This is a genomic window from Bacteroidota bacterium (genome assembly GCA_016706865.1).
In the GTDB taxonomy this organism is placed as follows: domain Bacteria; phylum Bacteroidota; class Bacteroidia; order Chitinophagales; family BACL12; genus UBA7236.
Window position 1 is genome coordinate 1,283,195 of sequence record JADJIS010000002.1, and the last position, 13,014, is coordinate 1,296,208.

The following is a 13,014-nucleotide window of genomic DNA, read 5'->3' on the forward strand; positions in this document are numbered from 1 at the left end:
AAAAGAAACAGCTTTTTTTTTGCCAATTAAAATTTTATACTTATTTTTATAAACTATAATTTTCACATTTTAAAATCATTTTATGAAAACAAATTTTATCAGATCGATCGTTTTTTCTTTATTTGTATTTTGTACATTCCTTGGCGCACGGGCACAAAATGTATATTATATTTATTCCAACTCAACCGGAGGGCCTGAACCGTGGTTTACCACAACAAACACTACTGCAATGAACACTACTTTTGGTGTGGAAGGCACTGATTGGTTCCGGAGGTATTTTGAAACGCTGGTTCCTGCTGCTATTTTCTCTCCTACAACATGTTTTGTTTTTTTGGAAGGAGGTGATAATCATGCAGATGAATTGGAAACATTTTTTCTGGCAAATAAACCACTCATTCAGTCATGGGTTGCTGCAGGAGGGAAATTATTTATGAATGCAGCACCCAATGAAGGTGATGGAATGAGTTTCGGATTTGGAGGGGTATCTTTAAATTATCCATGGTATACTAGTTCTGTAACAGCTTTAATTCCGGCACATCCAATTTTTAACGGCCCTCATTTGCCGGTAGGCGCAGGCTGGAGCGGTTCTTCATTTAGTCACGCCACAATTTCCGGAGCCGGATTAACAAAATTAATCGGAGATACTTTTGATCCAACACTAAGTGTGTTATCAGAATTAGCCTGGGGATCCGGAAAAGTTTTGTTCGGGGGAATGACTACAAATAATTTTCATGAACCTGAGCTTGAATCGGCAAATTTGCGTGCAAATATTTTGGAATATCTTGCCTGTGAAGCAATTTGTATTCCTGAGGTTCCAGAAGGTTTATATACTGACAATATAACCTCCACACAAGTGAAATTGCATTGGGATGCAATACCGGGAGTTGATAAATATGCAGCAAGTGTTTATACTGCGGCAGGAGTATTTGTTGTTAAGAAAAAAACCAGTGCAACATTTGCCAATATTACCGGGTTGACACCAGGTACTGATTATTTATTTAAGGTGAGATCCATTTGTCTGGATGCCGGTACAATGTCATCATTTTCTGCACCATCATATTTCTCAACATTAATGAGATTGGGTGAAAATGAAAATGATATCGCCATTTATCCAAATCCATCTAACGGGAATTTTTCGTTGAATATAACGAATGCAATAAATACTAATTACGATCTTACTATTATCAATTCATTGGGCCAAACCTTACTTTCAAGGGAATTAATTATCAATGAATCTGATTTCAGTACCGAAATTAATATGGAAAATGTAACCCCTGGAATTTATATTGTTAATCTTAGAAACGATTTAACCAATATCAATTATTCTATTTTTATAACGGATTAAACCAAAAGTATTTTTATTAATTCCTGCAAGTTAAATTAATAATTTGCGGGAATTATTTTTTTACGGAACTTGTATAAATTTATGTATTTGAATGGAAATTTCCCAGACAGGATTTTGTTTTACATAATCAATTATAAGAGGCATTACTTCTTCGCGTTTGCTCCATTCGGGTTGGAGATATAATTTACAATTTTTACCAACCATTTTTCGATTTTCTTCCGCCCAAACAAGATCACTTTTATTATATACCACCACCTTTAATTCATTTGCATGATTTGCAACATCACTCAAAGGTTTTTTAAATTTTTTAGGCGAGAAGCATATCCAATCCCATTCTCCGGTTAACGGATATGCTCCGGATGTTTCCAGATTGATCTGATATTTATTTTCATGAAGAGATGATGTTAATTCTGTGAGATCATACATCAATGGCTCTCCACCGGTTATTACGATAATTTCTACGGGATATTTTTTGATATCCTCCATGATGGAGGATATACTTTTTAAAGGATGTTTTTCTGCATCCCAACTTTCTTTAACATCACACCAAACACAACCTACATCACATCCTCCCAAACGAATAAAATATGCAGCTCTTCCCTGGTAAAATCCTTCACCCTGAATTGTGTAAAATTGTTCCATTACAGGAAGCTGGTTCATTTTTTAATTTATTAATTTAGTTTACTATGTTGGTTGTTATAAGCTTTCATGGTATTCATCAAAAGTGAAATTACTGTCATCAAACCAACCCCACCAGGAACCGGTGAAATAGCGCTGCATTTCGGAGCCACCTCGTTGAAATTTACATCACCTTTAATTAAATATCCTTTTTCATTATCTGCATCCACACGTGAAATACCTACATCGATCACAATTGCACCTTCTTTAACCATATCTGCAGTTACAAATTCGGGTTTTCCCATTGCAGCAATTAAAATATCAGCTTGTAAACAAATTTCTTTTAAATTTTTTGAACGGCTATGACATAAAGTAACCGTGCAATTTCCCGGATTATTATTCCTCGATAATAAAATACTTAAGGGTGTTCCAACAATATTACTTCTGCCAATTATCACACAATGTTTACCTGATGTTTCAACATGGTATCTTTCTAACAGTGTTACAATTCCAGCCGGCGTTGCTGATACAAATGCAGGTAAACCTAATTGCATTCTGCCTAAATTAATGGGATGAAAACCATCGGCATCTTTATTGGGATCAATAGCCTCAATTATATTTGTTTCATTAATATGTTTTGGAAGAGGTAATTGAATAATAAATCCATTAATATCGATGTTGCTATTCAGATCATGCACTACTTTTAACAGTTCCTTTTCGCTTATCGTTTCCGGAAGATGAATAAATGTAGATAACATGCCCACAGCATTGCACAATTTAATTTTGCTCTGCACATACGTAGTACTCGCACCATCATTTCCCACTAAAACAGCTGCTAAATGCGGCAGTTTTTTCCAAGCAGCTTTTAATGCTTCAATTTCAGTTTTTATTTCAGCCTGAATTTCCTGCGATATTTTTTTTCCGTCGAGTATTAATGGCATAAAAAGTTTTTGTTCAGGGGTCAGGGGTCAAGAGTCATTAGTCAGGAGTCAATAGTCATTAGTCAGGAGTAAAAACATCCGGCTCATGTGGATCAATCTCACCACTCACTACTCACTCAGAGTCAATGGTCAGTGGTGAGTGGTGAGTATGCTCCAACCTGGATTTAAACTCAGAACTCAGAACCCAGAACCCAGAACCCAGAACTCAGAACCCAGAACTCAGAACCCAGAACTCAGAACCCAGAACTCAAAACTCTCCCATCAATCCTCATTCAATTTCAACACTGCTAAAAACGCTTCCTGAGGCACTTCTACAGTTCCAATCTGACGCATGCGTTTTTTTCCTTTCTTTTGTTTTTCCAATAATTTTCTTTTTCTGGAAATATCACCACCATAACATTTTGCGGTAACATCTTTACGCATCGCACTTATTGTTTCTCTCGCAATAATTTTAGCTCCAATGGCTGCCTGAATCGCAATAACGAATTGTTGTTTAGGTAATAGCTCTTTTAATTTTGCACATAACCTGCTGCCGAATTCATATGCTTTATCCCGGTGAATTAATGCTGAAAATGCATCCACATTTTCCCCGTTTAATTTTATATCTAATTTTATAAGATCGCCTTCGCGGTAATCTATTAATTCATAATCGAAACTGGCATAACCGCGGGAAATGGATTTTAATTTATCGTAAAAATCAAATACAATTTCCGTTAAGGGCATCTCCCAGATTAATTCAACACGTGTTGTGGTGAGATATATTTGGTTTAATAAAATACCTCTTTTGTCCATACATAATTTCATGATGGTCCCAATATAATCGGGAGCAGTAATTACCTGAGCTCTTATATAAGGTTCCTCTATATGATCGATATATGCAGGATCCGGAAGATCGGTTGGATTATGCACTACGATCTTTTTTCCGCCTGTGGTAAAACAATCAAACGATACGTTTGGAACGGTAATGATCACATTTTGATCAAATTCACGTTCGAGTCTTTCTGTAATAATTTCAAGATGCAATAAACCTAAAAAGCCGCATCGAAAACCAAATCCTAAAGCGACAGAACTTTCGGGTTCAAAAATGAGAGACGCATCATTTAATTGTAATTTCTCAATTGCATCGCGCAAACCTTCATAATCGTCATTATCGATTGGATAAACTCCCGCAAATACCATCGGTTTCACATCTTTAAATCCCTCCACTATATTACTGCAAGGATTATTTTTAAGTGTGATGGTATCACCAACCTTTATCTCTTTTGCTTCTTTAATTCCCGTAATAATATATCCAACATCGCCGGCTTTAACTGCATCTCTTGGTTCATATAATAAACGAAGAATACCCACTTCATTTGCCTCGTAATCATTTTCAGTATTTACAAATTTTACACGGTCGCCTTTTTTTAACGTGCCCTGAAAAATTCTGTAATATGCAACCACTCCCCGGTATGAATTAAATACCGAATCAAATATCAATGCCTGAAGCGGTGCAGTTTCGCTGCCTTTAGGAGCAGGTACTCTGTGAATAATAGCGTCCAGAATTTTTTCAATACCAAGTCCTGTTTTACCACTTGCTTCCAGAATACTTTCGCGACTACAACCAATAAGATCAACTACCTGATCCTTCACCTCCTCGATCATTGCACCATCCATATCAATTTTATTAATTATCGGGATGATCTCAAGATTGTGTTCTATTGCGAGATAAAGATTTGATATGGTTTGCGCCTGAATACCCTGAGTAGCATCCACCAACAACAATGCACCTTCACAGGCTGCAATACTTCTGGAAACTTCATAACTGAAGTCAACATGGCCGGGTGTATCGATCAGGTTCAATACGTATTCTTTTCCCTCATAGTGAAAATCCATTTGAATGGCATGGCTCTTTATTGTGATACCACGTTCACGCTCAATATCCATATCATCCAACACCTGTGCCTTGGAATCCCTTTCAGAAACAGTATGTGTAACCTCTAATAACCTGTCGGCCAATGTACTTTTTCCATGATCAATATGTGCTATTATGCAAAAATTTCTTATATTCTCCATCTTTCCTTACTTACCTTTTTCAATCAGGTGCAAAGGTAATTAAAAGAGAGGCCTTCGTATAACTGAAAAACAAGGAGTTCGTGTTATAGTAAAATTTACAATTTACGAGTTGATTTAGGTTGATCCGGAACGGTCTGAATAAATTTAAGTTCCTATATTTGCGGCGCTTATCAGCACAACAATTTATTAAACCAGACTACATATGACGCATAATTATCAATCTGCCTCCATGCCCAAAAGAACTATAGCTTACCTTATAGATTCCATTTTAATTATCGCAGTTGTTTCTGCATTTTTATTTGTTCGTATGGGAAAAACCGATGCGGAGGCTTTTATAGACGAAGGAAAGCCTGGATTAGCGGATAAGTATCCGTTTGTAGCAACTGCAGAAGCTGTTATTTTTGATCCGCAACGAATGGTGTATATGGAAAGCTTCTTAAAAAATTACACCTTGGATGCCTTGATAGGACTGCTTTTATTACCAATGCTCTATTTTATCTTTTTTGAAGGAATATGGGGAGGCACCATTGGAAAACTACTTTTAGGTATCAGAGTTCGCCGCAAGGACGGAGGAAAGATCAATTTTGGGATTTCCTTTATACGTTTTTTAGGCAAAATAGTTTCGACAATACCATTTTTTCTAGGCTTTATTTTGGCCTTTTTCGATAAAAAACATCAAACTCTGCACGACAAGATAGCCAATACCCTGGTTTTGAATAAAGGCACGGGGATTTAGGACACGGGACGCGGGACACGGGATTGACACAGGACATGGGAGGCGGACTCGGGATACGTATCAGGTATCAAGTATCGGGTATCAGGAAAACAAATGGTGAGATTGGGTAAAATTTCGCAAGAAATTTAAACTCCTTTTAGGAAGTAGGAAATAGGACCTAAGAAATAGGAAAACAAACGGTGGGATTGGGTAAAATTTCGCATGAAATTTAAATTCCTTTTATCATTAATCGGCTGTTTAATTATCAATTATCAATTGTCAATTATCAATTGTCAATTAATTATTGGCTGTTTAATTCTCAACTCTCAATTCTCAATTATTTTTTCACCATTTCAATCGCACCTGCAATTTAAAATCACTTCGTGTAGACCCGGGAAAAGTATTATCGCCGCTTCCTATTTCATCCATTTCTGAGTACCAGGTATTACTCACTCTGGCCCAGATATCCATCCATTTGGTGGGGGAGTAGGTTACCAATAAATAGGTTCTTGTTCCATGACCTGCTAAACCAATTATGGAGTATGCGTATAAAACTTCTGTTTCGTAGGTATAAATTCTGGTGTTGTAACTATCGGTATTAAAAATGGCAAATCGTGTTGCAAAACCAAAAGGACTGCTTAACGGATGATAATTAAAATCCTGGAATGCGAGATATCCTTTTTCAGGAAGACCTAATTGTTCGTCGTAAAAACTAACTTCAATTCTCGATTTTAATGTAAGAGATTTACTTACATCATAATCAGCATGCCAGCGAATTGTTGCTTTTTCTAATTCTGTTATTTCATTTAAAATAACATCATCTTCTAAAAGATCTGATGATGCATTTCTGTCGCTCACTTCACGTTTAAAACGCAAGTAGGTTTCAAAAGCTCTGGAAGGTTGCCAGGAAATTTGTGTTAAAACATCAGTACCATAGGAGGGTGCATCAGCGCGAAATTCGAGCCATTGGTGTTTATAGATATCAATATAACCGCTGAATTTCCATCCTCGCATTGGTTTAATTTCAGTTCCGAAATAGGTGCCTCTTTCGTTTTGCGGTGTTGGTCCGTCGGAAAAAGTTTCTGCGTAAAGCGTTTGATATTCAGGAGAGAAATAACGATGAACTATTGCAATATCTATTTTTGGATCTACAGGCATTACCAAACCGGTTAATGTTGCACCTTTTAAATTATCAGATACTGCTGCCTCGCCGAATATTAAAATATTTCTCCATAAAAAATTATAATGCACGCTGCTGTTCAATAAATTTGTTCCAGTAAAATCATATACATTATAAAGGTCGGGCGTTTTTATTATTGGAGAGGAAAGATGAAAGTATACTGCTGAGATTCCGGCATTAAATTGTCCTTTGTAATATGTTGCGTCGAAACCTGCAACGGTTTCATGAATTGCATTTTTATTTTCCAATTCATTATCGGTTCTGTGTAATCCGCTGTCGTCAATATTGGAAACCTGTAAAACTTCCTCATCTGTTGTATCTATCAAAGAAACATTTGCATCTAAATTTTTATAGGATGCAAATGCAGTTACATATACATTTTTAAATGCATAGGTTGCACCGGCTCCGCGCATGAATCTGTTTTCATTGGTGGATGTATAGGCATCAAGAACCGGTCCCGCTCTTCGCACTGCAACAGGATAAACACTTTTTCCGAAACCAAATCCACTCCACATAATTAATCCCTGGCCCATTCGTAATTCATAATCGCCTAATGCAAGTGCCTTTAATCTACCAGAACTTTTTTTAAAAAAATGTGCGGAATAATAATCAAAGCCCTGTGGTTGAGTGGGACCAAAAATTGCTTCGCCGGCATCTTTTTCGGCTGTTATACCGTAACTCAATTTATTGTTGTAATTGTACCTGAGTCTGGTATAAATACGTGAATTATTTCCATAATAGGTAGTTGCACCCAAACTATCTTCTTCATATCCATCTTGTAATTCGATATAGCGCCCAATACGGAAAAAATATTGGTAATCGCCAAGATATAATTGTTTAATAAAAGGTTCTGAGGGTTTGTTGGATCCACTATACGAAATAAAGGGTTTCAAACGATTAATATCTTCAAGCGAAAATGATGCAATGGTTTGCAGCTCGTAAATATTTACAATTTCCCCATATACTTCAATATGACGTAAAAGATCGCGAATTTGCAATTCGGTAAATAAAGTGGTATTGCGCAATTCCGTGCCCGTTGCCTTATTTATATTTATGGGGTTTTTTAATAATGCATTGAGATTTTCCTGATACGTATCGATGGAGATATCGGTATTATCAATTTTTTCTGCAGCATCTTCTAAAATATCTCCTTCCAATAATCTTCCTTCACCATTATTTTCCTGCGCGAATAAAAGGGAACTATTAAAAAGAAAAAAAGCAGAAAGCAAAAAAGAAAAAACATAAATATCTTTAAAGGTTCCGAAAAATCCGGAAGCTGTTTTTTTTAATTTGATGTGTATGTTTCGTTGCTGCATGTATTAAAAATTATAACTCATACCGAGTCCGGGAGTTAGCCCGAGTTGTTGATGAAATTGAGCGCTGAGGTCCAATTTCAATTCTTTTATCTTAACACCTAATCCGCTCGTGAACATAGAGGGATTTGAAATATATCCTCCTCTCAAATATAATTGTTCTACAATATGATATTCAATTCCGCCTTTTGCCCTGAGGTCGTTATTAATAGTTTGTTCACCTTCCAAACAAATTAATAATTTTTCGGAGGGTTGATATGCAATGCCTACATTTATGATGGAAGGTAATTCTTCTTCATAAGTTAATCCGGTTTTTGCGCGAATAGGATTAAATGTTTTTGCACCAATGGTGAGACTTTTTACAGGTTTATATAAAATTCCGATATCGAAAGTAAATGCTGCACCGCTTCCAACTTCAATTGTTTTTGTTCCAACATAATCCAATTGCAAACCGATCGAAACATTTTCCGCCAATTTTCTTCCGTAGCCGATACCGATTTGTGTTTGATTAAAGGTATTATCACCAAAATAATTTATACTGGCACCAAATACACCCTGTTCTTTAAAGGGTAAAGCAAAAACACCGTGATGTGCTCCAATTCCGCCCTCCACAAGAAAATAGTTTTGTGTGCTTAATCCGGCAGTGATATCCTCTACATAAGCCAATGCCGAAGGATTGTTTTGAGCACTATACACATCCTGAAGAGTTACTGATGCATTTCCCATTGCATTTGCCCTGCTTCCAGCATCACTATAGCCGGTTTGAGCGGCTGCAGTCAACGGTATCAAGCATAGTATTCCGAACAGAAATTGTATGTGGTTCATAAGGGTAAAGATAGTTTAAATTGAATACCTGTTTATATTCTCTATATTAACAAATATAAATATTTTTAACAGAACAAGAAAACAAAAGTGCTTGGGTGGTTGCTTCACCCTAGGATTTTCTCAGCAGTGTATCTCCACTGATTCTATAATTGTGAGGGGTTGCTGATGTTCCGATCTTCAACATCTAAATTATCAACAATCCGGCAGAATCACCGATCTATTCCCCCAAAAAACTATTAACTTTATTAGATCAAATTTATTAAAATGAAACATTTAATTTTCACTCTGCTTTTCATCAAAATACTAAATATTAATGCACAAACCGACACGGTAAATATCAGTTATATTTCTGAATATTATTTTGACCATCCCTTTCTTCCATATTCTGCTTATACTTCCGTGTTTAATAAAAATGATGCACCTTATATTTATTCTGCTTGTCGCGAATTGGGTATTGTTACTTTTGATATTAGTGATATTAATGATCCGATACCCGTTGATACAATTGGCACTGCTTCTTTAAATGGTTTGTTGCCAACAAATCTCAAACAAACCGGAAATTATTTATATTGTTCCTTAGGTGGATATGATGGATTTTTTCCACAAAAACCCGGCTTGGCTATTTTAGATCTGAGTAATCCTTCAAGTCCGGAGGTTACAGATATTTGGGATACCATTATTTTTGATCAGGGTGCAGCCATTGCAATTTCAGATGGTGAATTTGCATATCTCGGTGCAATGGATGATGGTGTAATTTTATTGAATGTAAATAATAAAAACGACATCAAATTTATTTCCTCTATTTTACCTGATCCTGATTTCCCCGAGGTTGCAGGAATTTTTTCCTCCCCAAATGCAAGAGGATTATCCTTATATGGTTCTGATAAATTAATGGTTGCTAACGATGCCGGGGGATTGCGTATGATTGATATTAGTGATAAAGAAAATCCCGTGGAAATTGGGAAATATGTTAATATGGGAATTGAAGATATTGCACAATCAGCTTATAATAATATTGTAATTGTTGATCATTACGCATACATACCGGTGGATATGTGTGGGTTGGATGTTGTTGACATATCAGATGAAGAAATGGAAACAATTTATTGGTTCAATCCCTGGAATTGTGATAGTAGTAATTGGATTGGCAGGCCGGGTCACACTAACGAAATTGAAGTTGTGGGTGATAGTTTATTGTTTGTTTCAGGAGGAGATTCTGAATTGTTGATATTTGATATTACAAACAGAGAAAATCCGGTATTTGTTGGTGAATATATTAATGAATTTGACAGTATAGTAGCATGGGGTGTTGATGTGCATGAAAATTATGTTTCCTTGGCTTTAGTGAATAATGAAATTGTGCAGATACCCTATTATTCCAATATTGGGGGGATAACTATTTTAGAATGGGATGCAATTCCCTACGTTTCCATTTTCAATACAGAAAGAAATAGGATCGATATAGAAATTTCTCCCAATCCTGCTGATAATTTAATACAAATACAAAGTAATTTACTGTGGCAAAATTGCGATATAATTGATGTAAACGGGCGGGCTATTAAACATGTTGAATATACGAGTTCCATTGATTGCATAAATATGGAAAATGGATTTTATTTACTGCGGTTTTTTGATGGGGAATCACAACTAATTGGCACAGGTAAATTTATAGTTCAACACTAAGAGCTCCACACTGTGTTAGGCAGTGTCTTCACAAGGAATTAAACAAAGCATGATGTGTTATTTATTTTGATTATTTGAATAATCATTTGGTGATAATATTATGGTGAGACGCTGCTGTATTCATGATCGGCAGCGACTCACGGCTGGTTTATTTTAATTGTGTGAAGACACTGCCTTTGCAGTCTCTAAAAAAAAATCCCGCCAAAAGGCGGGACCCACATCAAAATGAATAAAGCGATCACTATTTAATTAACGTAACCTGCTTTACTGTTACTGCGCTATGAGAAATAAATCTTAAAAGATATTCGCCGGAATTCAGGTTAGAAATGTTTATTTCATTGGAGGCTCCGTTGAGAATATCGGTGGTTAATTTTTGTCCGAGTGTATTGTAAACTTCTACATTAAGATCTTCGTATAATTCAGAAGTTTCAATATGTAAAATACCTGTAGTTAAAGTTGGAAATACAGAGATATTTAACTGAGGTAAGGCATTAACAATGTCGGTTTGGGTTACTTCAATAGTTTTGCAACTTTGATCGTCACCATACTTATTTTCAGCATTTAAACATACCAGAAAATTTCCGGTTGTTGTATATGCGTGCAAAGGTTCAAATTGTGTAGATGTAGAACCATCACCAAAATCCCAATTATAAGTATCGGCGTCAACACTTAAATTATTAAATGTGAAAACATTTGCAGCAGCGCTATAATCATATTCTGCTGTTGGATCATAAGGTTCAAATCTGCTGTAATCAAAAGCGCGGTATAATACATCGTTGTCTAATGTAATTGCATCCGGAGCAGTTGTTTCGGTGGAAGTTCCCGGATCCTGATCTTGTTGCCATAATACATGTACTTTATTACTGATAGTGCTCCAATAAACGGCAGGATTTACATTTTCAAAATTCTGTTCTGCAACATAAGTTAAATTAATTGGAGGCGACCAACTAATTCCTCCGTCGGTAGAATAAAATCCAAACAGATCTCTGAATGATTGAGCTTCGGCAACAGTAGGATCATCAAAATAATCGGTGAATTCAACGGGATGTGTATACACAACATATATATATCCGGTGAGTGGATCAACAGTTGCTGATGCCTGTGAAGTAAATCCGCAACCATAATTCGGAAGGTCGGCACCAATTCCTAAAAACGGATCACCATCTTCATCCCAATCAACTAATGCAAAATCAAGATATTGAACACTATCAGCACCAAAAGATTCATTCCAGTACCATAATCCTGTTACACCGGGAAAATAACTCCATCCATCATCATCAGGAGTAACATCTAATATTCGTGTTGCTCCGGTCCATACATGCATCATTCCACTATTATCAATTGCCAGTGCTATATTTCCATCTTGTGAAGTAATGGTATCGGCAACTCCATCAGCATCAATATCTGAAATGGTATTTCCATTGAAATTCGGAATAGGCCATTCAATTAATCTTGTTCTTGTCCATGAACCTATATCTCCATTTGAATTTGATTTCCAAACTGCAAGGTCATTAATATTTTCTCCGGCTGCAATATATACATTATCACCTATTGCGCGAATAGTATAACATTCTGCACCCATTATACTATATCCATTTGCAGTATCAATTCCTGGTAAACGGAAATGTGTAATATCCCAGGTTGCACCACCATCTGAAGAACGATAATATAACATATAATCATTTTCATTTGCGGCATCATCGTTGGCCGCTAATAAATGAATATAATTGGAACCCTGGGCACATGCTGCGCGAGGCCATGTTCCATGTAATAACAATGAATTTGCATCTTCTGTCCAATTAGTTGATCCGGTAGCATCATTTTTAAATATAACAAGATTGTTACTTCCGTCATGAGCAAAATACATTTCATGATCTCCAACATTTATCATTGCAGGAAATCCTGTTCTGTAATCTTCGATACGCGTATCAGGAATTGCACCCCAATTTGCACCATCATAATTATTAAAAAATGTTCCGCGATCAGTTCTTGCTTCTGCCGTGCTTGTAGAACCTGTCCATACGGCAGAAACTTTATTATCGGGATATACCAATAATCTGTTTGGTGCCGATGCATTTGTTACCAGATCGTAGGAGCTATAACCAACATAATCGCCGGCTACTCTTGAACCATTTGATATTTTATAAAAACTTTGATCTTGTAAAGGAACTCCTTCCCGATCTTTTGCATATTGCATATAACTTTTATCAGAAACTGCAATAGTAGTTTTTTTCAACGCTGCTTGTTTATCAGCGGTGGCGTTTTGTGCTATTACACCATTTATGGTGGATAGAGCAAGGATGATGTAGACAATTTTTTTCATAGCCATAGTTTAATTT

Annotated in this window: 9 protein-coding genes; 3 read left to right on the forward strand and 6 right to left on the reverse strand. The window is 36.2% G+C overall.

Annotated features, from left to right (window positions below):
- Window positions 1-82: 82 nt before the first annotated feature.
- Window positions 83-1,345, forward strand: a complete 1,263-nt coding sequence (locus tag IPI31_08485; GenBank protein MBK7567851.1) for a T9SS type A sorting domain-containing protein — start codon at window positions 83-85, stop codon at window positions 1,343-1,345.
- A gap of 60 nt (window positions 1,346-1,405) precedes the next feature.
- Here IPI31_08485 and IPI31_08490 read toward each other — a convergent pair whose 3' ends face one another.
- The 3 genes from IPI31_08490 to lepA all read right to left on the reverse strand — a co-directional run bounded on the left by IPI31_08490 (window position 1,406) and on the right by lepA (window position 4,959).
- A complete protein-coding gene (locus tag IPI31_08490) occupies window positions 1,406-2,005 on the reverse strand; it encodes a 7-carboxy-7-deazaguanine synthase QueE (GenBank protein MBK7567852.1) in 600 nt (199 codons plus the stop codon).
- Window positions 2,006-2,016: 11 nt separating this feature from the next.
- Window positions 2,017-2,904 (reverse strand): bifunctional methylenetetrahydrofolate dehydrogenase/methenyltetrahydrofolate cyclohydrolase FolD, encoded by an 888-nt coding sequence (gene folD, locus IPI31_08495; GenBank protein ID MBK7567853.1) that lies wholly within the window; start codon window positions 2,902-2,904, stop codon window positions 2,017-2,019.
- A 261-nt stretch (window positions 2,905-3,165) separates the two neighbouring features.
- Window positions 3,166-4,959 (reverse strand): elongation factor 4, encoded by a 1,794-nt coding sequence (lepA, locus tag IPI31_08500; GenBank protein ID MBK7567854.1) that lies wholly within the window; start codon window positions 4,957-4,959, stop codon window positions 3,166-3,168.
- A gap of 202 nt (window positions 4,960-5,161) precedes the next feature.
- Between lepA and IPI31_08505 the strand changes: the two genes are divergently transcribed.
- The gene (locus IPI31_08505; GenBank protein ID MBK7567855.1) at window positions 5,162-5,695 is read left to right on the forward strand and encodes an RDD family protein; all 534 of its coding nucleotides are present in this window, start codon (window positions 5,162-5,164) and stop codon (window positions 5,693-5,695) included.
- Window positions 5,696-6,019: 324 nt separating this feature from the next.
- Here the strand turns inward: IPI31_08505 and IPI31_08510 are convergent, their stop codons facing one another.
- Both IPI31_08510 and IPI31_08515 read right to left on the reverse strand, forming a co-directional pair.
- On the reverse strand, window positions 6,020-8,170 hold the full coding sequence (locus IPI31_08510; protein MBK7567856.1) for a hypothetical protein: 2,151 nt from the start codon (window positions 8,168-8,170) through the stop codon (window positions 6,020-6,022).
- A gap of 3 nt (window positions 8,171-8,173) precedes the next feature.
- Complete coding sequence (locus IPI31_08515; GenBank protein MBK7567857.1) at window positions 8,174-8,992, reverse strand: hypothetical protein; 819 nt, start codon at window positions 8,990-8,992, stop codon at window positions 8,174-8,176.
- Window positions 8,993-9,256: 264 nt separating this feature from the next.
- Here IPI31_08515 and IPI31_08520 point away from each other — a divergent pair, with 264 nt between their 5' ends.
- On the forward strand, window positions 9,257-10,675 hold the full coding sequence (locus IPI31_08520) for a hypothetical protein (GenBank protein ID MBK7567858.1): 1,419 nt from the start codon (window positions 9,257-9,259) through the stop codon (window positions 10,673-10,675).
- A gap of 241 nt (window positions 10,676-10,916) precedes the next feature.
- Here the strand turns inward: IPI31_08520 and IPI31_08525 are convergent, their stop codons facing one another.
- Window positions 10,917-12,998, reverse strand: coding sequence for a T9SS type A sorting domain-containing protein (locus tag IPI31_08525; GenBank protein ID MBK7567859.1), 2,082 nt, complete (start codon window positions 12,996-12,998; stop codon window positions 10,917-10,919).
- Window positions 12,999-13,014 lie beyond the last annotated feature (16 nt).